A 25052-nucleotide genomic window follows, 5' to 3' on the forward strand; every position below is an offset into this window, starting at 1 on the left:
GGGTCGGAGGTCAGACAGACCACTCGGGGAGGCCGCCTGATGACCGACGCCGTCGAGGACCTCGCAGTCCTCCGGGAGCGCAGCGACGTCCTGCTCCAGCAGGTCACCGGCGCCCAGGAGCGGGTCCGTGCGGTGCGCGGCACCGACCAGAGCGGACAGGTGACGGTCGACGTCGACGCCGACGGCCACGTCACGGCCGTGCGCGTCGGCTTCACCTGGGACCAGACCCTGGCCGCCGCCGACCTGCCCGCCGCCGTCCTCGACGCGATCGGGCAGGCCCGCGTCCAGCAGGTCGAGCAGTACGGCGACGCACTGCGTGCGGTCGAGGACGAGCCCGAGCCGCGGGCCCGGCCGGCCCGCACGGACACCCCGATGCTCGACGCCTTCCGGGAGCAGGTGGAGGCCCGCGGCGGCGGCACCGACGCCGCCCGCGAGCTCACCGAGGAGATCCTCGAGGACGCCCGGGCCGGGCTCGACGAGGCCAACCGGCTTCTCGACGAGCACGCCGGTCGCCGGTTCTCCGCGCGCAGCCGGTCGGGGCACGCCGCCGCGACCGCGCTCGGCAACGGTGACGTCGAGAGCGTCGACCTCGACCAGGCGTGGTCGTCCCGCGCCCACCCGGCCAACCTGGGCCGGGAGATCACCGAGGCCGTCGTCGGCGCCGCCCAGCAGGCGCGCCGCGAGGGGCTCGCGGCAGTGCTCCAGGCCACCCGGCTCGCCGACGTCGCTCGACTCGCCGTCGGCTCCACCACGTCCGAGAGGAACGACCGATGACCATGCAAGCAGGCTTCGAGGCCCTCACCGACGAGGCTGTCGAGTGGGACGACACCTCCCAGGCCCTCGCCGACGCCGCCGGCACGGTGGCCGGCCTGCAGCTGTCGGCCGCCCAGTTCTCGTTCGTCTGCTTCATGACCGGTGTCGACGACAGCTACGCCCAGGCCCGTCAGCACGTCGAGGACGTGCTCACCGCAGGCGCCCGGGAGACCGGCAAGCTGGCCGACGCGCTCCGCGAGGTCCGCCGCGACTTCCAGAGCACCGACCAGCAGGTGGTCGCCGACGTCTCGTCCGTGTGGATCCCGGAGTAAGGAGGACCATGGTGGGACCCGAAGCCGTCGACCGGATCCTCGACCTGCTCGACGAGGTCGACCAGAAGGTGCAGTCGCTGACCGACAAGGTCAACGACATCCTGTCCTGGGTGCCCTGGGGCCTGGGCTGGGTCGTCGACAAGTTCAAGGACCTGTGGAGCAAGGCCATGGACAAGCTCGGCGAGTTCTGGGACAAGGTCAAGGAGTTCGTCTCCTACCTGGGCGCGCCCTGGGACCTCGACTCGGCCAAGCAGCAGTGGATCGAGCTCGGAGGCCCCGTCGCCGCGCGCGCCACGGAGGCCGACCGCTCGCAGAGCACGGTGGACAGCGAGTGGAAGGGGCAGGCCGCCGATCGCTACGCGATGTCCCTGGGCCCCCAGGGGAAGGCGCTGACCGCCGTGCAGGGCAAGCTGGCCTCGGTCGTCGGCCCCGCGCTGGGTGCCGTGTCGACCGCGCTCTACCTCTTCTACGGCGCCGTGGCCGTCGCGATCGTAGCGATGATCGTCGGCATCGTGACCGCTACGGGCGAGGCGGTGAGCATCCTCGGCCTGCCGGCGGTCCCGCCCACCGTCATCGTCGCGGTGGCGACGGCGATCCTCGCTCTCGGCACCGCCGTCATGAACCTGCGGGGCGCCGCGTCCGGGGCCAACACCGAGTTCCTCAAGGTGGCCAACGAGACCGGCGACTTCGGTGCCGACCACTGGCCGAAGGCGGTCATCGGCTGATGTCGACCACGTCGGCGCCGCCCTCCGCCCTCGACACCCAGGCGGGTCGCACCGCCCGCCGGATCGGTGTCGTGTCGGCCCTCGTGCACGCCGGGATCGTCGCTCTCGGGATCTTCGTGGCCCAGCAGAGCGGGACGCCGGCGTACCTGCTCCTCAGCGCGGCGGCCTTCCTCGGGCTCGGCGCGGCGCTGCTGGGGCGCGCCTCGGTCACGGCCGGGCCGGGGACCTGGACGACCGGCGTGGTCCTGGCCGGCCTGTCCGCCGGCCTCCTGCTCGGCGGTCTCACGTCCGGGATCGGGCTCACCCTGGTGTCGTTCGGGGTCTCCATGCTGTTCGTGGACTACCTGCTGTTCTCGAACGCGCGTCGGGCGCTGCACTGACCTCGAACGTCAGCCAGGTCGACCGCAGCCCCAGTGCCGACCGGAAGCTGTCGCCGGAGACCGTCACCCGGCCGGTGCTGCCGCTCAGGCGCAGGGCGACGACGCGCCCGCCCCACAGGCCGTTGCCGTCCCGCTCGGTCACCGTGATCCGGCGCAGGTCGCCGATCGCCGGCCAGGCGCGCTCGATCGTCCGGTCGCCCACGCGGGTCGACCAGGTGTGCACGGGGTTGCCGGACCACCCGTCGTAGGGGTCCCGCTGGGCCGGGAGGTAGGGCGCCGACCCGGCTGCGGTCCAGCCCCCACTGCTCGACCCGAACTGCGTGAAGGCCGGTGACCCGTCGCTGAGCAGCACCTGCCGGGCGGTGGCCGCGACCGCCTGGTTGGACGCGTCGTACTCCGCGTCGTAGCCGCCGTAGACCTGGCAGGACCCGGTGTCGCAGATCTGGTAGGCCGAGGACTGCGGGTGCCGCCGCTCGTAGGCCGCGTAGGTGCGCGCGGCCACGGCCTGGGCCTGGACCGCCGCCGGGGTCCAGGACGCGGGGATCTCGAGGGGCACGACGCCCTTGAGGTAGCTGTCGAGACCGAGCACGTTGACGGTCACCCGGTCCCCGGAGCCGGTGACGCCCACCCGCAGCCGACCGCGGTAGGCGCGGGTGCCCGACGGCGTCACCAGCGTGACCGGACGTCCGTGGGCGGAGAACTCGCCCTGGCCGCGCAGCACCCTCCAGGTGCGCCAGCGGGTGGTGTGGAACTGCACGCGCGTGACGCCGTCGCCACCGGTGACGACGCGCCACTGGTCGGCCCCGTTGTCCGGGAGCGCGCTCCGGTCGGTCCGCGCCGTGTCCCGGACGGTGAGGCCGGGCCGCGCCTGGACGACGAGGTCGTCGGAGGTGTCGGCGGTGATCAGGACGCTGACCCGGCCGCCCGCCTCGCCCCAGTCGGTGCCCGGGTAGTAGAACTCGGCGATCTGGCGGTAGGTGAGTCCGCGGCGCGCGGCGCCCTCGGCACCGTACTGCGACATGCCGTGGCCGTGGCCGTAGCCGCGGCCGTCGACGGTGACCACCGCCCGGGTCGGCACCGGCCAGGTCGGGGCCGGCGCGGCAGCCGCGGCAGACGCGGCGGTCGGGACGACCGGGGCCAGGCCGCCGGCCACGAGCACCACCGCGGCCGGGAGCAGGGACCGGAGGGGGCGCATTCCCCAATCGCACCACGCGTCCCAGCAGCCCCGCAACGCGATGGCACAACTACACCCCTGTAGTTCGTGGACACCTGGGTGCAACAATCCGTTCACATCCGAACGAAAGGATCCGTGCGTGGCTTCCTGTCGAACTGCTCTTCGGCTCGTCCCTCCCCGTCGCCCAGCGGTGCTCGCCGTGGTGATGCCCGTGCTGATCCCGCTGCTGGCTGCCTGCGGCAGTCCGTCGCACGAGGACATGGTCCGGCAGTCGAGCGCGCTGTCGACCGCGATCCGTGACTACGACACGTACGCCACGGTCACGCTCCCGCAGCAGGACACGATCCCGCGAGACGTGGCGCGGCAGATCGAGCCGGCGCGAGCGAAGTTCGAGGCGGGCATCAAGGCGTGGTTGGACGCGACCAACGACTGGGACCTGGGGACCGAGCCCACCGGCGGGGCGCCCTCGCTGCCGGCCCTCCTGCGGTTCAACGAGGCGCTGACCCGGTGGCGCGGCCTGCAGGAGTGGTTCGTCGACCAGGTGACCGGCTGCGCCGGCAAGAAGTCGCTGCACGACTGCATCGGGGGCGACCCGGACTACACGGCGTGGCAGCAGGCGTTCGCCGCGATGGGGAGCGCCGCCGAGGTGCTCAACGCCGACGCAGCGACGTCCGACGCCTGAGGCTCCGCGTCAGCCGACGCGGAGCGTCAGCCAGGACGAGCGCAACCGGAGGCGCTGGCTGAAGTCGGACCCGCTGACGGTCACGCTGCCCCGGGTGCCGGTGAGCGTGACCGACCCGGCCCGTCCACCCCAGTCGCCGTGTCCGTCACGGCCCGCGATCGAGACGTGGGTGAGGTCCCCGACCGCGGGCCAGGCGGCCTCGAGCTCGGTGTCTCGGAAACCCACCGACCAGGAGTGGTTGGGGTCGCTGGTGGAGTCCCACTTGTCGCGCCGAGCCGGGAGGTACGGCGGGCCGCCGTCCACCGTCCAGCCGCCGCTGCTCGCCGTGAACTGGGTGAAGGCCGGGCGGCCGGCGTACGTCAGGATCCGGCGGGCGGTGGCCCGCACCGCGGCGTCGGTGGTGGGGTATTCCCGCGACGCGCCGCCGTAGGCCTGGCAGGCCTCGGTCTCACACAGGTCGTAATTCGCGCCCCGGCGGTCGGCCCGCTCGTGCACCGCATAGGTCCGCGCGGCGACGGCCTGGGCACGCAGCGCCTGCTGCTCCCAGGTCGAGGCGAAGGTCTCGGCCGGGACGACCCCGCGCAGGTAGGTCTCCAGGGTCACCACGTTGACCGTGATCCGGTTGCCGGGCGAGGACGGCACCGAGCGCAGGATGCCGCGGTAGGTGCTGCTGCCGTCGGCGGTGTAGAGCCGCACCGGTGCCCCGCCCGCGGACAGCTCGAGCTGGCCGGCGACGCGGCGGTAGCCGTGCCACCCACCCCGGTGGTACTGCAGCACGCTGACCCGGTCACCCTCGGGCACGATCCGCCACCGGTCCGCGCGAGGCACGGCCCTGGTCAGGTTCCAGGTCCGCGACGTCCCCGTCTGGCGCGCGATCAGGCCGGGCCGGGCCCGGACCTGGACGTCGTTGGTCAGGTCGCGGCTGATCCAGACCCGCACCGAGCCACCGGCAGTGCCCCACCGGGTGTGCGGGTAGTAGTAGCTGACGATCTGGCCGTAGCCGGCGCCGAGCTTGGCGGCCCGCTGGGCGCCGTACTGCGACAGTCCCTTGCCGTGGCCGTAGCCGTGCCCGGTGATGGTGATCCTCGCCGAGTGCGGGACGTCCCACGAGTCGGCGGCGGCAGCAGGCGCGGCGGTGGCGAGGAGCGTGGCTGCGGCAGCCAGGACAGGAACGGCGACGAGCCGTCGGAGCATGGGACCCTCCCGAGAGTCTGAGTCTGAGCGTCTGGGTCGAGCAGCGCCGGATCAGATCCGGTGCAGGCGCCGCGCGGCCTCGGCGATCGAGCCGCTCATCGACGGGTACACGGTAAACGCCTGCGCAAGCTGGTCCGCGGTCAGCGACTCGGCCACGGCGACGGAGACCGGGTGGATGAGCTCGCTGGCCCGTGGGCCGACGACCACACCGCCCACCACGATCCCCGTGCCCGGGCGGCACATCAGCTTCACGAACCCGTCGTGGACGCCCTGCATCTTGGCGCGCGGGTTGCCCGACAATGGCAGGGTCACCACCTCGGCCTGGATCTCTCCGGCGTCGACGGCCTGCTGCGACCAGCCGACGGTCGCGATCTCGGGGGCGGTGAAGACGTTGGACGACACGTTCTTGAGGTCGAGCGGCTGGACCGCGTCGCCCAGGAAGTGCCACATCGCGATCCGGCCCTGCATCGCCGCCACGCTGGCGAGCATGAGCACGCCGGTGCAGTCACCGGCGGCGTACACGCCGCGCGCCGAGGTGCGCGACACGCGGTCGACGTTGACGAACCCCCCGTCCTTGAGGTTGACGCCGGCCTCCTCCAGCCCCATGTCGGCGGTGTTGGGGACCGAGCCGAGGGCCAGGATGCAGTGCGAGCCCTGCACGGTGCGGCCGTCGGTCAAGGTGACGGTGACCGTGTCGCCGTCGCGGCTCACCGACTCCATCCGGGACCGGGCGAGCACCGTCATGCCGCGCCGGGTCAGCACGTCCTGGAGCACCTGGGCGGCGTCGGCGTCCTCGCCGGGCAGCACCCGGTCACGGGAGGAGACCAGGGTCACCGGGATCCCCAGGTTGAGGTAGGCGCTGGCGAACTCGGCGCCGGTGACGCCCGAGCCGACCACGATCAGCTCGCTGGGGACCTCGGTGAGGTCGTAGACCTGCTCCCAGGTGAGGATCCGCTCGCCGTCGGGCTGCGCCGTCGGCAGCGTCCGGGGGGCGGCACCGGTGGCGACCAGCACGGCGTCGGCGCCCAGCTCCCGCTCGCTGCCGTCGGCCAGCTCGGCGACGACCCGGTCGGGACCGGCGAGCCGCCCGCGTCCGCGCAGCACCGTCACCCCGTCGCGGGTCAGGCGCCGCTCGATGTCGGAGGACTGGTCGGTCGCGAGCTGCTTGACGCGCGCGTTGACCGTGGCGAGGTCCACCCGGATGCCGGTGGCGGCGTCGCCCTCGGCGTCGTGGAAGACCACGCCGAGCTCGGAGGCGTCGGCGAGCTCGCTCATCACCTCCGCGGTGGCGATCAGCGTCTTGCTCGGGACGCAGTCGGTGAGGACCGCCGACCCGCCGACGCCGTCGGTGTCGACCACGGTGACCTCGGCCCCGAGCTGTGCGGCCACGTGCGCGGCCTCGTAGCCTCCGGGGCCACCGCCGATGATGACGACCTTGTCGCTCACCTTCTGGCTTCCTCTCGTCTCACTGGATCTCGGTGTGCCGCGGTCTCACCGGGTCTCGGTACACCGCGTCGCGGCTTCGTTCCTCAGCCGCGGCGGCACTCGACCTGGCCGAGCCCCACGCCGAGCCCTCGTACCTCGCGCTCGGCTGCTCGTCACAGGTTGATCATGTGGCCGGCGATCCCCTCGACGGCCTCCTTCATCGCCTCCGAGAGGGTGGGGTGCGCGAAGACGTTGCGGGCGACCTCGTCGGCGGTGAGGTCCCACTTCTGCGCGAGGGTCAGGGCCGGCAGGAGCTCGGTGACCTCCGGGCCGATCATGTGCGCGCCGATGATCTCGTTGTACGTCGCGTCGGCGACCACCTTGACGAAGCCGACACCCTCCGCCATGCCCCGGGCCTTGCCGTTGGCGCTGAACGGGAACGTCGCCACCTTGACGTCGTACCCCTTCTCCTTCGCCTGTGCCTCGGAGTAGCCGAACGACGCGATCTGCGGCTGGCAGAAGGTCGCCCGTGGGATCATGTCGAAGTCGATCTCCACGGTCTCGGCACCGTTGATCGTCTCGGCGGCCACCACGCCCATCGCCTCGGCGGTGTGGGCGAGCATCAGCTTGCCGGTGACGTCGCCGATCGCATAGACGTTGTCGACGTTGGTGCGACCCCGGGCGTCGACCTCGATCGCCCCGCGCTCGGTCACGGTCACGCCGGTGTTCTCCAGGCCGTAGCCGTCCACGCGCGGGGCGAACCCGAACGCCGCCAGCATCCGGTCGGCCTCGAGCACCTGGCCGTCGCCCCCGTCGGCCGGGCTGACGGTCACGCGGACGCCGCTGCCGGTGTCCTCGACCGAGTCGACCTTGGTCGACAGCAGCACCTGCACGCCGAGCTTCTTGTACTGCTTGAGCAGCTCCTTGGAGACGTCGGCGTCCTCGGTCGGCACCATCCGGTCGAGGAACTCCACGATCGTCACGTCGACCCCGAAGTTGGCCATGACGTAGGCGAACTCGACGCCGATGGCGCCCGATCCGCCGATGATGATGCTGCCGGGCAGCTCGCTGTCGAGGATCTGCTCCTCGTAGGTGACGATGTTGGCGCTGCGGCTCATGCCGGGCAGCATCCGGACCTTCGCGCCGGTGGCGATGATCAGGTTGTCGAACGTGTACGTCTGGCGGTTGCCGTCCTTGTCGACCTCGATCTCGGTCGGCGACTTCAGGGTGCCCCACCCGTCGATCTCGGTGATCTTGTTCTTCTTCATCAGGTAGTGCACGCCCTTGGCGCTGGCCTCGGCGACGCTCCGGCTGCGCTGGTGCGTGGTCGCGAAGTCCATGGTCGCGTCACCGCTGATCCCGAAGGTCTTCTTCTCCTTCGTGATGATGTGGGCGATCTCGGCGTTGCGCAGCAGCGCCTTGGAGGGGATGCAGCCGACGTTGAGGCACACGCCGCCCCAGTACTTCTCCTCGACGACCGCGACGGTCTGGCCGAGCTGGGAGGCGCGGATCGCGGCGACGTACCCGCCGGGTCCGGCGCCGAGGACGAGGGTGTCGAAGTGCGAGGTCACGGGCGCCAGCCTACTGACGTGGCGCAGCCCACCCCGACGCGCTCCACTACTCTGCGAGCGTGACGCCTCACCCCACGACGCCGCTCGCTGCGCTCGCACCGCCGCGGGGACGCCGATGACGCTCTACGCCGCCTACGGGACGAACCTCGATCCCGCACGGATGGGTGCCCGGTGCCCGCACTCGCCGCTGGCGACGACCGGGTGGCTGCAGGGCTGGCGGCTCACCTTCGGCGGTGAGGAGCACGGCTGGGACGGCGCGCTGTCCACCATCGTCGAGGACCCGCTGGAGCAGGTGTTCGTGGCGGTCTACGACATCACCCGCGAGGACGAGGCGAGCCTGGACGGGTGGGAGGGGGCCGACCTCGGCCTCTACCGCAAGACCCGGGTCCGCGTCGCGACCATGACCGGCGAGCTGGTGGTGTGGACCTACGTGCTGGACGCGTACGAGGGCGGCCTGCCCTCCGCGTCGTACCTCGGCATCCTCGCCGAGGCCGCCGAGGCCGCCGACGCCCCGGCCGACTACGTCACCGCCCTCCGGATGCGCCCCTGCCGCTCGACGGGTCTGTAGGCGGGTGGATGAATCCCCGGCTGACCGGGGATTCATCCGGGGTTGTCAGGCCTTTCATGACGTTGTCAGGGGTTGCAACGGCCGACAACGTCATGAAGAGCCTGACCGGCTCCGGGGCAGCCAGGCTTCAGGGATCCTGCCCGGCCAGACCCTGCCCTGCCCTGCCGCCGTCAGGCGACCACGGGCCGCAAGTACGTCCGGAGCATCTCCGCCGTGCGCTCCGGGTGCTGCAGGTCGGCCCAGGTGAGCCGGATGCACCGCCAGCCCGTGATCCGGCAGACCAGCTCCTCACGCTTCTTCTCGGCGATGACGACATCACTCGCCCGTTGTCCGGGCTTCAGCAGCTTCTCGTACTTCACCCGCCCGTCGAACTCGAGGAAGATCCCGAGCTCGGGCCAGGCGAAGTCGACCCGGGCGACCTCGCGGCCCCACGCGTCGCGGACGACGTACTGCGGGATCGGCGCCGGCAGCCCCTGCTGGAAGAACAGCCAGACGCACCGGCTCTCACCGACCGACTCCACACGGAGGTCGGACAGCCGCAGCACCAGGTCGGTGGCGAGGGTCCGCGGCCAGGCCGACATGCCGGCGTACCTCGTCACCACCTCCTCGCGGGTCGTCAGCCGCGTGTGGAGGAAATGGTTCACCACTCCGAGCGCCACCTCCGGCCTGACGAGCGTCGTGACCTCCAGGGCGAGTCGGGCCGGTGACATGACCGGCACGCCGTTGCGCTCGACGACATCGCCCGGAAGCACGGTGCCGCGGTGCTGGCACACGCCGGCCTCCTTGCGGCCGGCACGCGCGTCGAGCCGCGTCAGGTGCACGTCGTCGAGCGGGATGTCCTGGAGCGGCCCGTCGTACTCGACCACGCCGCTGGTGTGGGACAGCGCCACCGGCGCGCCGGCCTGCAGCAGCACGGCGCGAGCGCGCACCGCGTGCCGACCCGCGGCATCCAGGTCGCTCCACACCCCTGCGGCGACGTAGGCCCCCCGCCGGGGCTTGGCCAGCTCACCCCGGGTCACCATGCGCTGGAGTGCCCGGTCGTTGTATCCGGCAGCGACGTACGCCGCCCGCAGCGTGATCGGGGTCCTGCGCGGATCTTCAGCGCGCCAACCCGGTGGCTTCATCATGAGGAGACGATGCCCCGGGAACGGCCGGTTGATCGGCGGCCTCGGCAATCTGTGGACAACGGCGATCAGTCGCGCTGCCGGTCAGGCTCTTCTGGACGTTGTCAGGCGTTGCAACCCCTGACAACGTCATGAATCCCCGGCTGACCGGGGATTCATCCACCCCCCACGGCCAACCGACGGCCGGCCGGGCGGGCGCGCCGCTACGCCGGGGGCACGGTGTGGCAGACCGCCTCGACGTTGTTGCCGTCGGGGTCGCGGACGAACGCGCCGTAGTAGTGGTCGTGGTACTCCGGCCAGTGCCGGGGCTCGTGGAGGACCTCCGCGCCGAGGCCGACGGCGGCGTCGAAGAAGGCGCGGACGTCCTCGGCCGACCCGGCCGAGAAGGCGAGGTGGATCTCGCGGTTGGGACCGGAGGCGGGCCCCTCCTCGGGTTGGCGTCCGATCCAGAACGTCGGGTGCGAGGTCCCGTAGCCGATCGCCACGCCGTGGTCCATCAGCCGGCGGTGGCCGAGCACCCCCAGCACCCGGTCGTAGAAGTCAGCGGAGCGCTCGAGGTCGGAGCAGTTGATGCCCACGTGGTCGATCATGGACCCAGGATGCCGCAATGCACCGACAGCGGCAGGGCGCCACTAGAGTCCGGGGCGTGACGGAGCGCACCGCAGACCAGGCCCCCCAGGACCCCTACGAGCTCGCCGCACGGGCCGCCGAGCGCCTCGCGGACCTGACCGGGGTCGAGCGCCACGACGTCGCCCTGGTCCTCGGGTCCGGCTGGCTCCCGGCCGTCGACGCGCTGGGCGAGGCCACCGCCGAGATCGACACCACGGACCTGCCGGGCTTCTCGGCCGCGGCCGTGGCCGGGCACTCGGGCAAGATCCGGTCGATCGACGCCGGCGACCGGCGGCTCCTGGTCTTCCTCTCCCGCACGCACTACTACGAGGGCAAGGGCGTCGCGGCCGTCGTCCACGGCGTGCGTACGGCGGCGCAGGCCGGCTGTCGCGCGATCGTGCTCACCAACGGGTGCGGTGGGCTGAAGGAGACGTGGACGCCCGGCACGCCGGTGCTCATCAGCGACCACGTCAACCTGACCGGCCGCTCCCCCATCGTCGGCGCGAACTTCGTGGACCTGACCGACCTCTACAGCCCGCGGCTGCGGGGACTGTGCCGCGAGATCGACCCGTCGCTGGACGAGGGCGTCTACGTGCAGTTCCCCGGCCCGCACTACGAGACCCCCGCCGAGGTCCGGATGGCCGGCGTGATCGGCGGCCACCTGGTCGGCATGAGCACCACGCTCGAGGCGATCGCCGCCCGTGAGGCCGGGATGGAGGTGCTCGGCATCAGCCTGGTCACCAACCTCGCCGCCGGCATCAGCGGCGCCCCGCTGGACCACCAGGAGGTCCTCGAGGCCGGCCGGGCCGCCGCGTCGCGGATGGGCGAGCTCCTCGGGCAGGTCGTCCCGCGCATCTGAGGCGATCCGATGCTCGACACCCGCACCGCCCTGGTCGAGGCCGCGACCGAGGTCTTCGCCGAGCACGGCGTCGCCACCGCGTCGCTCGTCGAGGTCACCCGCCGCGCTGGCCAGCGCAACCGCGGCGCGGTGCACTACCACTTCGGCTCGCGCGCAGGCCTCCTGGTGGCCGTGCTCGAGCAGCACGCGCCGTTCCTCGCCGCCCGCGAGGGCGAGCTGCTGGCGCGCGCCCGCACCACCCCACCCGACGACGTCGCCGCGGTCCTCGAGGCGGTGGTCCGTCCGGCCGTCGAGCTCGCGGAGACCGGTCCACCCGGCAGCCGCTACCTCGTGGTGGTCGGCCAGCTCGTCGAGGACCACGACCGCCTCGACCCGGGCGTCGCCGAGGCGTTGCGGCGGACCGGCGGGTACGCCGTCTACGACCTGCTCGAGCAGCGTCTGCCGCCCATGGATCCGGCCCTGCGCAACGAGCGGCTCGCCCTGGTCACCGGCTTCATCCTGCGCTCGGTGGCCGACCGGGCCCGGCAGGCGGCCAGCCCGGGCCGCGCCCAGCTGCCCACGGAGCGCTTCGTGCGCAACCTCGTGGCGATGGCCGCCGCGATGGCCACCGCGCCGGCCGTTGACGTCTAAAACCCCCTCTTAGTACCGTCCCACCACCGACGTGATGGGGGTCACATGAGAGCAGCACGGGTGGTGCGCCACGGCGAGCCGCGCGAGGCGGTCGAGGTCCGCGACGACGTCGACGTGCCCGAGCCCGGCCCCGGCCAGGTCCGGGTGGCGGTCTCGGCGGCCTCGCTGAACTTCGGGGACATCGCCCGGTGCCGGGGCGGCGTCGCCGCGGTGCTGGCCGAGCCGCCGTTCACCCTCGGCATGGACGTCGCCGGGGTCGTGGACGCCACCGGCGCCGGGGCCGAGGAGTGGCTGGGCCGACGGGTCGTCGGCATCACCCCGATGTCCCTGGGCGGGCTGGCCGAGCACGCCCTCGCCGGGAGCGTGTTCGAGGCGCCTCCCGGGCTCGACGACGCCGAGGCAGCGGCGTTCACGCTCCCCTTCCACGTCTCGTGGCTGGCCCTGCACGAGCGCGCCCACCTGCGGCCCGGGGAGACCGTGCTGGTCCGCAGCGGCGCGAGCGCCGTCGGGACGGCCGCGGTCCAGCTCGCCCGCGCCGCGGGCGCCCGGGTCGTCGCCACCGCCGGCGGCCCCGACAAGACCGCACTCTGCGCCGAGCTGGGAGCCGACGTGGTCGTCGACCACACCTCGGAGGACGTCTTCGACGCGGTCATGGACGCCACGGCCGACCGCGGCGCCGACGTGATCTTCGACCCGGTCGGAGGCGACCTGACCGAGACGATCTGGACGTGCGGGGCCCTCGGCGGCCGCTACCTGGCGGTCGGCTTCAACGACGACCCCGAGTCCGGCCTCACCGGGCGACCGCTGCGCAAGCTGTCGATGGCCAACCTGTCGGTGCTCGGGGTGCTGCTGGCCTACCTGGAGGTCCCTCGCGACCTCCGCCGCCTCGGCATCAACCCCTTCCCGCCCGACACCGGGCGACGTGTCCACGAGGCGCTGCTCGGGCTGGTCGCCGACGGCAGCATCCGGCCCGTGGTCGGCCGCCGCACCACGCTCGACGGCGTCGCCGCCGCGCTCGAGGACCACGCCGCCCGACGCACGACGGGTCGCACCGTCGTCACGATCCAGGAGTGATGCCGTGAACGCCGACGACCTGATGGCCCAGGCCTGCGACGAGACCGGGCTGGGCGACTTCGGCGACCCCGCCTTCCGCGAGGGTCTCGAGCGGTACGTCGCCAGCCTCGACGACGAGGCGCAGCTCAACGACCTCGGAGTGGTCGCCCTGCCGGCGTCGCTGGTCGCCGCGCTGGTCAACCGGCTGCGGGTCGTCGACCACGCGAAGGCACACCCGGCGGTCACCGAGGAGCGGATCGAGGCACCCGTCGTGGTGATCGGCATGTTCCGGGCCGGCACCACCTTCCTCTCCAACCTGCTCGACCAGGACCCGGCCAACCGGGCCCTGCTGAGCTGGGAGTCGCTTGACTCGGTGCCACCACCCGCGCCGGACGAGCGCCGCTCCGGCCCCCGGGTGGACGCCGCCCAGGGAGGTGTGGACATGCTCGAGGCGCTCAACCCCGCCATCAGCGCCATCCACCACGAGGGCGCCGCGGACCCGACCGAGTGCATCGCCGTGATGGGACAGGCGTTCCAGAGCATCTCCTGGGAGGCGATCGCCAACGTGCCGTCGTACGGCGCCTGGTGGCGAGCCGCCGACGACCGGCCGGCCTACGACTACCACCAGCTGGTGCTGCAACTGCTGCAGAGCGGGGGCGTCCGGGGCCGGTGGACGCTGAAGAGCCCTCACCACGCGCTCGCCCTGGACGCGCTCGTCGAGACCTACCCCGATGCCCGGCTGGTGCTGCTCCACCGGGACCCGGTGGCCCTGACCGGCTCGGTCTGCAGCCTCATCCAGGTCATGTCGAGCACGTTCTCCGACGCCGACCACCGCGACTACATCGCGGCGCACTGGACCGAGACGCTGGCCGAGTCCGTGCGCCGGATCGACGACTTCCGCGCCCGCCGGCCCGAGCACCCGGTGCACGACGTCCACTACGCGGAGCTGGTGCGGGACCCGGTCGGCACCGTCGCCGGCATGTACGACGCGCTCGACCTCGAGGCCGCTCCCGGTGCCTTCGACGCCATGGCGGCCCACGTCGCGGCCCGGCCCCGCGGGGAGTTCGGCGACCACCGCTACGACGTCACGCAGTTCGGGCTCAGCGAGGGGGCGCTGCGCGAGCGGTTCGCCGACTACGTGACGGCGTACGGCGTGCAGGTGGAGGGCGCAGACCTGGGCGGCGTCTAACCTGCCCTGGTGAAGGTTCTCGTCACCGGCGCCGCCGGGAGCATCGGCCGGGTCGTCACCCCGGGCCTCGCCGAGCGCGGGCACACCGTCGTCGGCCTCGACCGGGTCCCGCAGCCCGACGGGGAGGACGGCGCCTGGTACACGGTCGACTGCACCGACCCCGACGCGGTCGCGGCGGTGTTCGACGAAGAGTCCCTCGACGCCGTCGTGCACCTGGCCGGCCACCCCGACGAAGCGAGCCTGCCCGACTCGCTGTCCTCGCACGTCGTCACCACCGCCGCCCTGCTCGACGCCGTCCACGAGCACGGCGTGACGCGCTTCGTCTATGCCTCCTCCAACCACGCCGTGGGTCGCACGCCGCGCACCGACCTGCTGACCGTGGCGACCCGGCCGCGTCCGGACACCTTCTACGGGGTCGGCAAGGTCGCCGCGGAGGCGCTGCTGAGCCTGTACGCCGACCGCTACGGCCTCGACGCCGTCGCGTGCCGGATCGGGTCGTTCCTCGAGCGACCCGAGACGCTGCGCCAGCTGGCCACCTGGCTCTCGCACGGCGACTGCGTGCGGATGGTCGAGGCCGCGCTCACCGCCCCCGCACCCGGGTTCACCGTGCTCTACGGAATCTCAGCGAACACCCGGGCCTGGTGGGACCTCGAGCCGGGCCGGGCCCTGGGCTTCGAGCCGCAGGACGACGCCGAGGCGTACGCCGACTCCGTCGCCCCGGACGCGCCGGAGGACGTCGAGGTCGACTGCGTGGGTGGTCCGTTCACCTCGACGGCGTACGAGCGGCCGGCCCTGGACCGCTCGTCCTGACCGTCGGCGGCACTGTTTGGACCACCGCGCTTGGGTGGAGGCATGACTCTCGAGCACCGCACCCTCGGCACCGCCGCGCCGCTGTCCGTCCCCGCCCTCGGCCTGGGCTGCATGGGCATGTCGGAGTTCTACGGGACCCCGGACGAGGGCGAGGCGATCGCCACGATCCACCGCGCCCTCGACCTCGGCGTCACCTTCCTCGACACCGCGGACATGTACGGCCCGTTCACCAACGAGCGGCTCGTCGGCCGGGCGATCGCCGGCCGTCGCGACGAGGTGCAGCTGGCCACCAAGTTCGGCAACGAGCGCAACCCCGACGGCTCCTGGGTCGGCATCAACGGCTCGCCCGAGTACGTCCGCCGTGCCTGCGACGCGTCGCTCGAGCGGCTCGGAGTCGACCACATCGACCTCTACTACCAGCACCGGGTCGACCGCACGGTGCCGATCGAGGAGACCGTCGGCGCCATGCACGAGCTCGTCGAGGCCGGGAAGGTCCGTCACCTCGGGCTCTCCGAGGCGGGGGCCGCGACGATCCGTCGGGCCCACGCGGTGCACCCGATCACGGCGCTCCAGAGCGAGTACTCCCTCTTCACCCGCGACCTCGAGGACGAGGTCCTGCCGACGATCCGAGAGCTCGGCATCGGCCTGGTCCCCTACTCCCCGCTGGGTCGTGGCCTGCTCACCGGTGCGCTCGACACCGCGTCACTGGCCGCGGACGACTCCCGGGCGTCGGGTCGGTTCCCGCGGTTCCAGGGCGACGCCCTCGAGGCCAACCTCCGGCTCGTCGAGCAGGTCCGCTCGATCGCCGCCGACAAGGGCTGCACGCCCGGTCAGCTCGCCCTCGCGTGGGTCCTGGCCCAGGGTAGGGCGGACCAGGGTGGCTCGGACCTCGGGGTCGCCCCGATCCCCGGCACCAAGCGGGTGCGCTACCTCGAGGAGAACGTCGGCGCGCTGACGGTGGAGCTGACCGCCGACGACCTCGCCGCGCTCGAGGAGGCGGTGCCGCGCGACGCCGTCGTCGGTGACCGCTACGGCGACATGAGCTCCGTCAACGCGTGACCGGCCATCCGTCCGGACGTCCGCTCCGAACGACCCCGGTGACCACGATCCACGACCTGTCCGCGACCACGATCGACGGACGGGAGCAGGCCCTGGCGGCGTACGGCGGCCAGGTACTCCTCGTCGTCAACACCGCCTCGCAGTGCGGATTCACGCCGCAGTACCAGGGCCTGCAGGAGCTTCACGACCGCTACCGGGACCGAGGGTTCGCGGTCCTCGGCTTCCCCTGCGACCAGTTCGGCGGCCAGGAGCCGGGGTCCGACGACGAGATCGCCGCCTTCTGCGACCGCCGTTTCGGGGTGACGTTCCCGCTGTTCGCCAAGGTCGAGGTGAACGGCCCGGGGGCGGACCCGGTCTTCGACCTGCTGCGCTCGAGCACGGGCGGGCTGCTCGGCTCGCGGATCAAGTGGAACTTCACCAAGTTCCTCGTCGCGCGCGACGGCACGGTGCTGAAGCGGTACGCCCCGACGACGAAGCCCGAGCGGATCGCTCCGGACATCGAGGCCGCGCTTCGCTGACCGGCGGCCGCCCGGGCCCGACTCAGGTGCCGGCCAGCCGCTCCGTGAGCCCGGCGATGCAGCCGTCCATCATCCGGTGGTGGTTCCACGCCAGCACGGGACGGGCCGCCAGCGTCGCGAGCGCGAGCGCGCCCCGCACGACGACCTCCTGGGTGAGCTCGAGGCGGGTGCCGCCCGGCACCGGCTCCAGGTCGAAGCGCACGGTCCCCTCCAGGTCACCGCTCACCTCGACCTCGAGGCGCCGGGGAGAGCGGTCGGACGCGTGCAGCACCAGGTCGAGGGTGTAGGGCAGGTCCGACCGGCACAGCACGCGGGCGTCGTCGGGCCCGAGCGAGGCGACCGCGACCACCTGCGGCCACCACTCGGGGTAGCGCTCGAGGTCGACGAGCGCGTCATGGACGGCCGCGAGGGGCGCCGGCACCTCCCACCGACCGGAGAACGTGTAGGAGGCGCGCACCCTCGTATCGTGCCGCCTATGACGACGACCGACGTGACCGCCCTCCTCGACCGCGCCCGGGGCTGGCTGGCCGAGGACCCCGACCCGCAGACCCGTGCCGAGCTCGAGGCGGCCGTCGCGGAGGTCGAGGCCGGCGGTGACCCGGCGGACCTCGCGGACCGCTTCGACGGCACGCTCGAGTTCGGCACCGCCGGCCTGCGCGGCGCCCTCGGGGCGGGCTCCAACCGGATGAACCGGGTCGTGGTCACCCGGGCGGCGGCCGGCCTCGCCGCCTACCTGCGCGACACCGGGCACGCGCGCGGCTCGGTCGTCATCGGGTACGACGCCCGGCACAACTCCGACGTCTTCGCCCGCGACACCGCGGAGGTGATGACCGGGGCCGGGCTGACGGCGTACCTGCTGCCCCGCCCGCTGCCCACCCCCCTGCTCGCCTTCGCCATCCGTGAGCTGGGCTGCGCGGCCGGCGTCATGGTGACCGCGAGCCACAACCCGCCGCAGGACAACGGCTACAAGGTCTACCTCGGTGACGGCAGCCAGATCGTGCCGCCGGCCGACGCCGAGATCGCCGCCCGGATCACCGAGGTGGGGCCGGTGACGGAGGTGCCGCGCGGCACGGCGGGCACCCTCCTGTCGGAGGAGATCGTGGACCGCTACCTCGACACGGTGGCGGATCTCGCCGTCGACGGCCCTCGCGACCTCGACCTCGTGTACACCCCGTTGCACGGAGTCGGAGGCACGACGGTCCTCCGCGTGCTCGAGGCGGCCGGGTTCCGCGAGCCCGCCGTCGTGGCGCAGCAGGAGCAGCCGGACCCGGAGTTCCCCACCGTGGCGTTCCCCAACCCCGAGGAGCCCGGCGCGATGGACCTGGCGATGGCGCTGGCGCAGGAGCGGGGTGCGGACCTGGTCGTCGCCAACGACCCCGACGCGGACCGGTGCGCCGCGGCCGTCCCCGGCCCGCACGGCTGGCGGATGCTCCGGGGCGACGAGGTCGGCGCCCTGCTCGCCCATGCCCTGCTCGAGCGTGGCGCGCGGGGCACCTACGCCTGCAGCATCGTGTCGTCCTCGCTGCTCGGCACGATGGCGGCGGCCGCGGGCCAGCCCTACGCCGAGACCCTGACCGGGTTCAAGTGGATCGGGCGCGTCGAGGGCCTGGTCTTCGGCTACGAGGAGGCGCTCGGCTACTGCGTCGATCCCGAGCACGTCAAGGACAAGGACGGCGTCTCCGCGCTGCTCCTGCTGTGCGAGCTGGCCGCCCGCACCAAGGCCGAGGGCCGCACGCTGGTGGACGTCCTGGACGACCTGGCGGTCGCCCACGGCCTGCACGCGACCGACCAGCTGTCGGTGCGGGTCACCGACCTCGCCGAGATCGCCGCCGCGATGGACCGGCTGCGCACGACGCCGCCGACCGAGCTCGGGGGGCTCGCCGTCGAGTCGGTCGACGACCTGGCGCTCGGCTCGCCCGACCTGCCCCCGACCGAGGGGCTGCGCTACCGGATGGCGGGCGGCGCGCGCGTCGTCGTACGTCCCAGCGGGACCGAGCCCAAGCTGAAGTGCTACCTCGAGGTGGTGGTCCCGGTCGACCCGGCGGGCGGTGTCGACGCCGCTCGGATCGCGGCCGCCGGGCGCCTCGACGCGCTCCGCGACGGCGTCAGGGCGGCCGCCGGGATCTGACGGGAGGGCGTCCGGACCTCACGTCCGAGGCGGTCTCCCCACCCGATCTGCGGCCGGCCGGCTGGGGGACGTCATCCGAGGTGGCGGTCCCGACAGCCACCTCGTCTGACGTTCCGCGCAGCACCGGGGTGCGCCGTCAGTCGGTGAAGAGCCGGTCCGGGAGCCGGTCGGCGTCGCGCACGTCCAGGAGCGCGGCCCGGTGGAGCGTCGTGCCGCGCGGCAGGAGGGTGACCGCCCCGCTCGGCTCGAGCAGCACGAGGGCGAGCCCGTCGAGGGAGCCCCGGCCGGCCTGCCGGAGCCTGCTCCACACGTCGCCCTCGGTGAGCCCCAGCCGCCGCAGGGTCGCGTCCTGCATCGCTCCGTCGAGCACGATGACCTCGGCCCGGTCACGCCGGCGGGGCCGCCAGCGGCCCAGGATCACCATCAGGACCAGCACCGTGCCGAGCGCGAGCACCCCTCCCTCGAGGGTGGGGGTGGGACCCAGGCTGGTCCGGCCGACGACCGCGCCGAGCACGACCGTGGTCGCGGTGGTGTGGCTCGAGGGGTTCGCCAGCAGCCGCGGCCCCCAGGTGTGGAGCAACCACACCAGGAGCAGGTACATGACGGCGGTCGTCACGACCACGGCCAGGGCGGAGGAGGCGGAGAGGCGGAGGTGGTCGTCGATGTGCTCCATGGCCCGATCCTCCCGTCGAGCCGGCCTCCCGGCCACCGGGCCCGCCGGAGCCGCCGGGCTCGCCGGAGCCGGACACGACCTCTCAGAGCACCAGCAGCCAGGCCAGGAAGGCGACGCCCAGCACCACGATGCCGGTGATCTCGGGCCAGGCGAGGGTGCGTCGCACGGTCGACGCGTCGTCGACGGCGCGGTCACGCGCCTCGCGGGCCAGGTGGGCGATCCGCTCCTCGACGAAGACCTGGTACGTGTCCGCCGCGGTGGCGACCGGCGCCTGCCGGGACCGACGCTGCTTGACGGTCTGCCGGGCGGAGTAGCCGACGACCGGTGAGACGTAGCGCTTGCCGTCGGCGGTGACGGCCGTGACCTGGCTGACGGCGACCTTGTCGATGCGGGAGAGGGGGACCGCGTCGGTGTGCAGCATCCCGCGCAGCACCAGGTCGCGGTCGGTCACCCAGAGGGCCGGGCGCAGCATGACCACCCAGACCAGCAGCAGGCCGAGAGCCGCGAGGATCGCGACCCCGAGCGGCCGGCCGCCGCTGCGGTCGGAGATCGCGAGCACCAGGACGAGGACCCCGGCCGCCAGGCCCAGGTAGCCGGGGATCCGGCCGTTGGTGGCATGGAAGCGCTGCGCCACCGCACCGGCGGTCTGCTCGCTCATCAGGCCCTCGCTTCGGTTGTGGTCGATCCAGACGACAACCCTATGCTGGGTCGGTGAGCAGCACCTCCCCCACCATCGATCGTGCGTCCGGGTCGCCGTTCGACGACGTCACGGCCTCCGAGGCGTCCCTGCGACGCTTCCTCCACGGCCTGCCGGGCGTCGACCAGGTCGGCGCCGAGGCCCGTGCGGCCGCCCTCGGCACCCGGTCGATCAAGACCACCGCCAAGGCGCACGCGCTGGACCTGGCCATCCGGATGGTCGACCTCACCACCCTCGAGGGCCAGGACACCCCGGGCAAGGTCCGGGCGCTGGCGGCCAAGGCGATGCGGCCCGATCCCGCCGACCCGACCTGCCCGCAGGTCGCCGCCGTCTGTGTGTACGGCGACATGGTGGCCACCGTGAAGGAGGTCCTCGGCAGCTCCGGTGTGCACGTCGCGGCCGTCGCGACGGCGTTCCCCTCCGGCCGGGCCGCGATGGACGTGAAGCTCGCCGACACCCGCGACGCCGTCGCGGCCGGTGCCGACGAGATCGACATGGTCATCGACCGTGGCGCGTTCCTCTCCGGCCGCTACCTGCAGGTCTTCGACGAGATCGTCGCCGTCCGGCAGGCCTGCGCCCGCGCGGACGGCTCGAGCGCCCACCTCAAGGTGATCTTCGAGACCGGGGAGCTGCAGACCTACGACAACGTCCGTCGCGCCAGCTGGCTGGCGATGATGGCCGGGGCGGACTTCATCAAGACCTCGACCGGCAAGGTCCAGCCGGCGGCGACGCTGCCGGTCACCTTGGTGATGGTCGAGGCGGTGCGCGACTTCCGTGAGCAGGCCGGGCAGATGGTCGGCGTGAAGCCGGCCGGCGGGATCCGCACGGCGAAGGACGCGATCAAGTACCTCGTCATGGTCAACGAGGTCGCCGGCCCGGACTGGCTGACACCGGAGTGGTTCCGCTTCGGCGCGTCGACGCTCCTCAACGACCTGCTGATGCAGCGCACCAAGATGACCACCGGCCGCTACTCCGGCCCCGACTACTTCACGCTGGACTGATCGCCATGACATCGCAGGGCAGCCCCTTCGAGTACGCACCGGCCCCCGAGTCGCGCAGCATCGTCGACATCAAGCCCTCCTACGGCCTGTTCGTCGACGGTGCCTTCGTCGACGGCCACGGTGGCAGCTTCAAGACCATCAGCCCGGCCACCGAGGAGGTCCTCGCCGAGGTCGCCGAGGCCGACCAGGCCGACGTCGACGCCGCGGTCCGCGCAGCCAGGAAGGCCTACGACAAGGTCTGGTCGCGGATGCCGGGCCGCGAGCGGGCCAAGTACCTCTACCGGATCGCCCGGATCATCCAGGAGCGCGCCCGCGAGCTCGCGGTCCTCGAGTCGCTCGACAACGGCAAGCCGATCAAGGAGTCGCGCGACGTCGACATCCCGACGGTCGCCGCCCACTTCTTCTACTACGCCGGCTGGGCCGACAAGCTGGAGCACTCAGGCTTCGGGTCGACGCCGCTCGGTGTCGCCGGGCAGGTCATCCCCTGGAACTTCCCGCTGCTGATGCTCGCGTGGAAGATCGCGCCGGCCCTCGCGTGCGGCAACACCGTCGTGCTGAAGCCCGCCGAGACCACGCCGCTGACCGCGCTGCTCTTCGCCGAGATCTGCCAGCAGGCCGACCTGCCGCCGGGCGTGGTCAACATCGTCACCGGTGCCGGCGCGACCGGCCAGGCGCTGGTCGCCCACCCGGATGTCGACAAGATCGCGTTCACCGGCTCGACCGAGGTCGGCAAGGCCATCGCCCGCACCGTCGCGGGCACCAGCAAGCGGGTCACCCTCGAGCTCGGCGGCAAGGCCGCCAACATCGTGTTCGACGACGCACCGATCGACCAGGCGGTCGAGGGGATCGTCGACGGCATCTTCTTCAACCAGGGCCACGTGTGCTGCGCCGGTTCGCGTCTGCTCGTGCAGGAGAGCGTGTACGACGAGCTGCTCGAGCGCCTGAAGAGGCGGATGTCGACGCTGCGGATGGGCGACCCGCTGGACAAGAACACCGACATCGGCGCGATCAACTCCGGGGAGCAGCTCAAGCGCATCCGTGAGCTGTCCGAGGTCGGCGACGCCGAGGGCGCCGAGCGCTGGGAGGTCGCGTGCGACCTGCCCACCCAGGGCTTCTGGTTCCCGCCGACGATCTTCACCGGGGTCTCCCAGGCCCACCGGATCGCCCGCGAGGAGATCTTCGGGCCGGTCCTCTCGGTGCTCACCTTCCGCACCCCGGCCGAGGCGGTCGAGAAGGCCAACAACACGCCGTACGGGCTGTCGGCAGGCGTGTGGACCGAGAAGGGCTCGCGGATCCTCGCGATGGCCGACCGGCTGCGCGCCGGCGTCGTGTGGGCCAACACGTTCAACAAGTTCGACCCGACCAGCCCGTTCGGCGGGTTCAAGGAGTCGGGCTACGGCCGCGAGGGCGGCCGCCAGGGGCTGGAGGGGTACCTCAGGTGAGCAGGATCGACGTCCGCAAGACCTACAAGCTCTACATCGGCGGGGCGTTCCCCCGCTCGGAGTCGGGGCACTCCTACGAGGTCGCCGACAGCAAGGGAGCCTTCGTGGCCAACGCCGCCCTCGCCTCGCGCAAGGACGCGCGCGACGCCGTCGTCGCGGCCCGCAAGGCGTTCCCGGGGTGGTCGGGCCGCACGGCGTACAACCGGGCGCAGATCCTCTACCGGGTCGCCGAGGTGATGGAGGACCGCCGCCCGCAGTTCGTCCAGGCGGTCGGCCAGTCCGAGGGCCTGTCGGGCGCGAAGGCCGACAAGGTCGTCGACGAGGCCGTCGACCGCCTGGTCTGGTACGCCGGCTGGGCCGACAAGGTCACCCAGGTGCTCGGCAACGCCAACCCGGTGGCCGGTCCGTTCTTCAACCTCTCGGTCCCCGAGCCCACCGGCGTGGTCGCCGTGCTCGCGCCCCGGCGGTCCTCCCTGCTCGGCCTGGTCAGCGTCGTCGCCCCGGTGGTGGTCACCGGCAACACCGCCGTCGTGGTCTCGTCGTTCGAGCGGCCGCTGCCGGCCGTGACGTTCGCCGAGGTGCTCGCCACCTCCGACGTCCCCGGGGGCGTGGTGAACGTGCTGACCGGCTCCGCGGCGACGATCGGGCCGTGGCTGGCCGCCCACATGGACGTCAACGCCATCGACCTGACCGGCATCGCCGGTGACGCCGCGCTGGCCACCGACCTCGAGGTCGCGGCCGCCGACAACCTCAAGCGGGTACGCCGCGCGCCGGCCGCCGAGCCGGACTGGAGCGCCGACCCCGGGGTGGAGCCGATGGCGGCGTTCCTGGAGACCAAGACGGTCTGGCACCCCATCGGCATCTGATTCGACGGTGCGCGCCCGGGTGATCGTGCTGGCCGGCCCCTCGGGCGCCGGCAAGTCCCGCCTCGCCGAACGGCTGGGCCTGCCGGTCCTGCGGCTCGACGACTTCTACAAGAGCGCCGGTGACCCGACGCTCCCCCTGATCGAGCACGGCTCGAACGCGGGCATCGTCGACTGGGACGACCCGGCGTCGTGGTTGCTCGACGACGCGATGGCCGCCGTCGACCGGCTGTGCCGCACCGGGCGGGCCGAGGTGCCGATCTACGACATCGCCCACGACGGTCGGTGCGGGTGGCAGGAGCTCGACCTCGGCGACCACGACCTGTTCCTCGCCGAGGGCATCTTCGCCCAGGAGGTCGTGCCGCACTGCCACGAGGCCGGGCTGCTCGCGGCGGCGTACTGCGTGCGCCAGCACCCCGTGGTCACCTTCTGGCGCCGCCTCACCCGCGACCTGCGCGAGCGGCGGAAGCCGCCGCTCGTGCTGGTGCGCCGAGGCGTCACGCTCATGCGCGACCAGCGCCGGGTCGTCGCCCACGCGGTCGCGCGCGGCTGCACCCCGGTGCACCCCGACGACGCCCACGACGCCGTCCGCGGCCTGCTCGGGCGGGAGCCGCAGCCGTGAGCCCCGAGCCGACCGAGGACTGGCCGCAGCGGGTGTTCGCGGAGCGGCTGGTCCAGCCCGACCGGGTGTCCTGCGGCGCCACCTGCCTGGTCATGGCCCGCCTGGTCACCGACGCCGGCTACGGCGAGCGCCTCGGCGCCGCCCCGTCGGTCGTGGAGGCGTTCCGCGAGGAGGTGCTCGCGATGCACCGGCGAGTCACCTCGACGGTGACCGATGGCCGCTGGCAGGTGCCCTGGCCGCGCGCCCTGGGCACGCCGCCGTGGGCCGTGGCCGGTCAGCTCGGTGACCGGCAGGTGCACTGGATCCGCACCGCCCCGGCGGCGGGGTACGACGCGATCGTCGCCGCCGTCCGTCGTCGTCAGCCGGTCCCCGTGTACGTCGGCAGCCGCTGGCTGCCGCGCCACGTGGTGCTCGCCCTCGGCGAGGAGGACGAGCGGCTGCGCTGCTACGAGCCCGCGCGCGGCCACCTCGTCGACGTTAGCCGTGCGGACTTCCGCCGGGCGAGGCTGGGTCTGGCGGGGTGGGACCACGCCTGGTGGGCGGTCCTCCCCCGCTGACCCGCCGGCCGCTCAGGACGTGGGCGTCAGCCCAGCGCCTTGGCCTTGAGCGCGTCGAACTCCTCCTGGCTGATGGCACCGGAGTCCAGCAGGCCCTTGGCCTGGGCGATCTGGTCCGCCGCCGTCGCACCGCTGCCGGTGACCGACCGGATGTAGGCCTCCTGGTCGGCCTGCGCGGCCTTGATCGCCGAGACCTGGCGCTCGGCCATCCCCCGCCCACGCGCGATCAGGTAGACCAGCGCCGTGATGAACGGGAAGAAGATGAGGAAGAGGACCCAGACCGCCTTCCACCAACCGCTCAGCTCCCGATCCCGGAACATGTCCGTGAGGATCTGGAAGAGCACCATGAGGTACGCCATGAGCAGGAAGAAGGCGATGACGAACCAGAAGAAGTCCCAGAAGCTGTCCACGCTC

General features: G+C 72.8%; 29 protein-coding genes. 19 read left to right on the forward strand and 10 right to left on the reverse strand.

Translation table 11 applies throughout. The annotated features are described in order from the left end of the window. Positions 1–39 precede the first annotated feature (39 nt). The 4 genes from ACILRH_RS21560 to ACILRH_RS21575 are packed head-to-tail and all read left to right on the forward strand — an operon-like array spanning position 40 to position 2190. Positions 40–774, forward strand: coding sequence for a hypothetical protein (locus ACILRH_RS21560; protein ID WP_395696124.1), 735 nt, complete (start codon positions 40–42; stop codon positions 772–774). Beyond that, the gene (locus tag ACILRH_RS21565; RefSeq protein ID WP_395696125.1) at positions 771–1085 is read left to right on the forward strand and encodes a hypothetical protein; all 315 of its coding nucleotides are present in this window, start codon (positions 771–773) and stop codon (positions 1083–1085) included. Before ACILRH_RS21560 ends, ACILRH_RS21565 begins: the two co-directional genes overlap by 4 nt. Before the next feature lie 8 nt (positions 1086–1093). Then, the gene (locus ACILRH_RS21570; RefSeq protein WP_395696126.1) at positions 1094–1810 is read left to right on the forward strand and encodes a hypothetical protein; all 717 of its coding nucleotides are present in this window, start codon (positions 1094–1096) and stop codon (positions 1808–1810) included. Further along, complete coding sequence (locus ACILRH_RS21575) at positions 1810–2190, forward strand: hypothetical protein (protein ID WP_395696127.1); 381 nt, start codon at positions 1810–1812, stop codon at positions 2188–2190. Before ACILRH_RS21570 ends, ACILRH_RS21575 begins: the two co-directional genes overlap by 1 nt. On the opposite strand, the gene ACILRH_RS21580 is transcribed toward ACILRH_RS21575, so the two are convergent. Beyond that, positions 2111–3385, reverse strand: a complete 1275-nt coding sequence (locus ACILRH_RS21580; RefSeq protein ID WP_395696128.1) for a SpoIID/LytB domain-containing protein — start codon at positions 3383–3385, stop codon at positions 2111–2113. The genes ACILRH_RS21575 and ACILRH_RS21580 overlap by 80 nt on opposite strands. Positions 3386–3563: 178 nt before the next feature. On the opposite strand from ACILRH_RS21580, the gene ACILRH_RS21585 reads away from it, so the two are divergent. After that, positions 3564–4046 (forward strand): hypothetical protein, encoded by a 483-nt coding sequence (locus ACILRH_RS21585; RefSeq protein WP_395696129.1) that lies wholly within the window; start codon positions 3564–3566, stop codon positions 4044–4046. Between the two features lie 9 nt (positions 4047–4055). On the opposite strand, the gene ACILRH_RS21590 is transcribed toward ACILRH_RS21585, so the two are convergent. From ACILRH_RS21590 to lpdA, 3 genes are all read right to left on the reverse strand, one after another. Further along, entirely contained in the window at positions 4056–5240 is a 1185-nt protein-coding gene (locus tag ACILRH_RS21590) for a SpoIID/LytB domain-containing protein (RefSeq protein ID WP_395696130.1), read from the reverse strand. Positions 5241–5291: 51 nt separating this feature from the next. Then, positions 5292–6686 (reverse strand): NAD(P)H-quinone dehydrogenase, encoded by a 1395-nt coding sequence (locus tag ACILRH_RS21595; protein ID WP_395696131.1) that lies wholly within the window; start codon positions 6684–6686, stop codon positions 5292–5294. 152 nt (positions 6687–6838) lie between these two features. Then, positions 6839–8236: a dihydrolipoyl dehydrogenase gene (gene lpdA / locus ACILRH_RS21600; protein WP_395696132.1), complete on the reverse strand. Its 1398-nt coding sequence runs from the start codon at positions 8234–8236 to the stop codon at positions 6839–6841. A 115-nt stretch (positions 8237–8351) separates the two neighbouring features. On the opposite strand from lpdA, the gene ACILRH_RS21605 reads away from it, so the two are divergent. Then, positions 8352–8804, forward strand: coding sequence for a gamma-glutamylcyclotransferase (locus tag ACILRH_RS21605; RefSeq protein WP_395696133.1), 453 nt, complete (start codon positions 8352–8354; stop codon positions 8802–8804). Between the two features lie 170 nt (positions 8805–8974). Here the strand turns inward: ACILRH_RS21605 and ACILRH_RS21610 are convergent, their stop codons facing one another. Then, complete coding sequence (locus ACILRH_RS21610) at positions 8975–9931, reverse strand: hypothetical protein (protein ID WP_395696134.1); 957 nt, start codon at positions 9929–9931, stop codon at positions 8975–8977. A gap of 200 nt (positions 9932–10131) precedes the next feature. Next, positions 10132–10518 (reverse strand): VOC family protein, encoded by a 387-nt coding sequence (locus ACILRH_RS21615; RefSeq protein ID WP_395696135.1) that lies wholly within the window; start codon positions 10516–10518, stop codon positions 10132–10134. A 56-nt stretch (positions 10519–10574) separates the two neighbouring features. Between ACILRH_RS21615 and ACILRH_RS21620 the strand changes: the two genes are divergently transcribed. The 7 genes from ACILRH_RS21620 to ACILRH_RS21650 are packed head-to-tail and all read left to right on the forward strand — an operon-like array spanning position 10575 to position 16655. Continuing rightward, a complete protein-coding gene (locus ACILRH_RS21620) occupies positions 10575–11396 on the forward strand; it encodes a purine-nucleoside phosphorylase (RefSeq protein WP_395696136.1) in 822 nt (273 codons plus the stop codon). 9 nt (positions 11397–11405) lie between these two features. Next, entirely contained in the window at positions 11406–12026 is a 621-nt protein-coding gene (locus tag ACILRH_RS21625; protein WP_395696137.1) for a TetR family transcriptional regulator, read from the forward strand. A gap of 45 nt (positions 12027–12071) precedes the next feature. Further along, the gene (locus ACILRH_RS21630; RefSeq protein ID WP_395696138.1) at positions 12072–13100 is read left to right on the forward strand and encodes a zinc-binding dehydrogenase; all 1029 of its coding nucleotides are present in this window, start codon (positions 12072–12074) and stop codon (positions 13098–13100) included. Between the two features lie 4 nt (positions 13101–13104). Beyond that, a complete protein-coding gene (locus ACILRH_RS21635) occupies positions 13105–14268 on the forward strand; it encodes a sulfotransferase family protein (protein WP_395696139.1) in 1164 nt (387 codons plus the stop codon). A 9-nt stretch (positions 14269–14277) separates the two neighbouring features. Next, positions 14278–15078 (forward strand): NAD-dependent epimerase/dehydratase family protein, encoded by an 801-nt coding sequence (locus tag ACILRH_RS21640; RefSeq protein ID WP_395696140.1) that lies wholly within the window; start codon positions 14278–14280, stop codon positions 15076–15078. Positions 15079–15120: 42 nt separating this feature from the next. After that, on the forward strand, positions 15121–16137 hold the full coding sequence (locus tag ACILRH_RS21645) for an aldo/keto reductase (protein WP_395696141.1): 1017 nt from the start codon (positions 15121–15123) through the stop codon (positions 16135–16137). A gap of 38 nt (positions 16138–16175) precedes the next feature. Next, positions 16176–16655: a glutathione peroxidase gene (locus tag ACILRH_RS21650; protein WP_395696142.1), complete on the forward strand. Its 480-nt coding sequence runs from the start codon at positions 16176–16178 to the stop codon at positions 16653–16655. A 22-nt stretch (positions 16656–16677) separates the two neighbouring features. On the opposite strand, the gene ACILRH_RS21655 is transcribed toward ACILRH_RS21650, so the two are convergent. Continuing rightward, a complete protein-coding gene (locus ACILRH_RS21655) occupies positions 16678–17112 on the reverse strand; it encodes an SRPBCC family protein (RefSeq protein WP_395696143.1) in 435 nt (144 codons plus the stop codon). Between the two features lie 18 nt (positions 17113–17130). Between ACILRH_RS21655 and ACILRH_RS21660 the strand changes: the two genes are divergently transcribed. Further along, positions 17131–18783 (forward strand): phospho-sugar mutase, encoded by a 1653-nt coding sequence (locus ACILRH_RS21660; protein WP_395696144.1) that lies wholly within the window; start codon positions 17131–17133, stop codon positions 18781–18783. A 136-nt stretch (positions 18784–18919) separates the two neighbouring features. Here the strand turns inward: ACILRH_RS21660 and ACILRH_RS21665 are convergent, their stop codons facing one another. Continuing rightward, positions 18920–19456, reverse strand: coding sequence for a hypothetical protein (locus ACILRH_RS21665; RefSeq protein ID WP_395696145.1), 537 nt, complete (start codon positions 19454–19456; stop codon positions 18920–18922). An 82-nt stretch (positions 19457–19538) separates the two neighbouring features. Continuing rightward, complete coding sequence (locus ACILRH_RS21670) at positions 19539–20114, reverse strand: hypothetical protein (protein ID WP_395696146.1); 576 nt, start codon at positions 20112–20114, stop codon at positions 19539–19541. Between the two features lie 53 nt (positions 20115–20167). Here ACILRH_RS21670 and deoC point away from each other — a divergent pair, with 53 nt between their 5' ends. From deoC to ACILRH_RS21695, 5 genes are read left to right on the forward strand one after another with little or no spacing between them, the layout of a single operon-like run. Next, entirely contained in the window at positions 20168–21154 is a 987-nt protein-coding gene (deoC, locus tag ACILRH_RS21675; RefSeq protein ID WP_395696147.1) for a deoxyribose-phosphate aldolase, read from the forward strand. 5 nt (positions 21155–21159) lie between these two features. Further along, on the forward strand, positions 21160–22596 hold the full coding sequence (locus ACILRH_RS21680; protein ID WP_395696148.1) for an aldehyde dehydrogenase family protein: 1437 nt from the start codon (positions 21160–21162) through the stop codon (positions 22594–22596). Next, positions 22593–23462 carry an aldehyde dehydrogenase family protein gene (locus tag ACILRH_RS21685; RefSeq protein WP_395696149.1) on the forward strand — a complete coding sequence of 290 codons (870 nt, stop codon included), beginning with the start codon at positions 22593–22595 and terminating at the stop codon, positions 23460–23462. Before ACILRH_RS21680 ends, ACILRH_RS21685 begins: the two co-directional genes overlap by 4 nt. A gap of 7 nt (positions 23463–23469) precedes the next feature. Further along, entirely contained in the window at positions 23470–24081 is a 612-nt protein-coding gene (locus ACILRH_RS21690; RefSeq protein ID WP_395696150.1) for an ATP-binding protein, read from the forward strand. After that, positions 24078–24638: a hypothetical protein gene (locus ACILRH_RS21695; RefSeq protein WP_395696151.1), complete on the forward strand. Its 561-nt coding sequence runs from the start codon at positions 24078–24080 to the stop codon at positions 24636–24638. Before ACILRH_RS21690 ends, ACILRH_RS21695 begins: the two co-directional genes overlap by 4 nt. Before the next feature lie 26 nt (positions 24639–24664). Here ACILRH_RS21695 and ACILRH_RS21700 read toward each other — a convergent pair whose 3' ends face one another. Beyond that, entirely contained in the window at positions 24665–25048 is a 384-nt protein-coding gene (locus ACILRH_RS21700) for an SHOCT domain-containing protein (protein ID WP_395696152.1), read from the reverse strand. Between the last annotated feature and the right edge of the window lie 4 nt (positions 25049–25052).

It is taken from the genome of Nocardioides sp., from assembly GCF_044226765.1.
Lineage (GTDB): Bacteria > Actinomycetota > Actinomycetes > Propionibacteriales > Nocardioidaceae > Nocardioides.

Bases quoted from the DNA above. Each gene is read 5' to 3' on its own strand.
- ACILRH_RS21645 (WP_395696141.1), top strand. From the start codon at position 15,121: ATGACTCTCGAGCACCGCACCCTCGGCACCGCCGCGCCGCTGTCCGTC.
- ACILRH_RS21610 (WP_395696134.1), bottom strand. From the start codon at position 9,931: ATGATGAAGCCACCGGGTTGGCGCGCTGAAGATCCGCGCAGGACCCCG.
- ACILRH_RS21660 (WP_395696144.1), top strand. From the start codon at position 17,131: ATGACGACGACCGACGTGACCGCCCTCCTCGACCGCGCCCGGGGCTGG.
- ACILRH_RS21580 (WP_395696128.1), bottom strand. From the start codon at position 3,385: ATGCGCCCCCTCCGGTCCCTGCTCCCGGCCGCGGTGGTGCTCGTGGCC.
- ACILRH_RS21670 (WP_395696146.1), bottom strand. From the start codon at position 20,114: ATGAGCGAGCAGACCGCCGGTGCGGTGGCGCAGCGCTTCCATGCCACC.
- ACILRH_RS21570 (WP_395696126.1), top strand. From the start codon at position 1,094: ATGGTGGGACCCGAAGCCGTCGACCGGATCCTCGACCTGCTCGACGAG.
- ACILRH_RS21605 (WP_395696133.1), top strand. From the start codon at position 8,352: ATGACGCTCTACGCCGCCTACGGGACGAACCTCGATCCCGCACGGATG.
- ACILRH_RS21575 (WP_395696127.1), top strand. From the start codon at position 1,810: ATGTCGACCACGTCGGCGCCGCCCTCCGCCCTCGACACCCAGGCGGGT.
- ACILRH_RS21615 (WP_395696135.1), bottom strand. From the start codon at position 10,518: ATGATCGACCACGTGGGCATCAACTGCTCCGACCTCGAGCGCTCCGCT.
- ACILRH_RS21625 (WP_395696137.1), top strand. From the start codon at position 11,406: ATGCTCGACACCCGCACCGCCCTGGTCGAGGCCGCGACCGAGGTCTTC.
- ACILRH_RS21560 (WP_395696124.1), top strand. From the start codon at position 40: ATGACCGACGCCGTCGAGGACCTCGCAGTCCTCCGGGAGCGCAGCGAC.
- ACILRH_RS21665 (WP_395696145.1), bottom strand. From the start codon at position 19,456: ATGGAGCACATCGACGACCACCTCCGCCTCTCCGCCTCCTCCGCCCTG.
- ACILRH_RS21590 (WP_395696130.1), bottom strand. From the start codon at position 5,240: ATGCTCCGACGGCTCGTCGCCGTTCCTGTCCTGGCTGCCGCAGCCACG.
- ACILRH_RS21680 (WP_395696148.1), top strand. From the start codon at position 21,160: ATGACATCGCAGGGCAGCCCCTTCGAGTACGCACCGGCCCCCGAGTCG.
- ACILRH_RS21630 (WP_395696138.1), top strand. From the start codon at position 12,072: ATGAGAGCAGCACGGGTGGTGCGCCACGGCGAGCCGCGCGAGGCGGTC.
- ACILRH_RS21565 (WP_395696125.1), top strand. From the start codon at position 771: ATGACCATGCAAGCAGGCTTCGAGGCCCTCACCGACGAGGCTGTCGAG.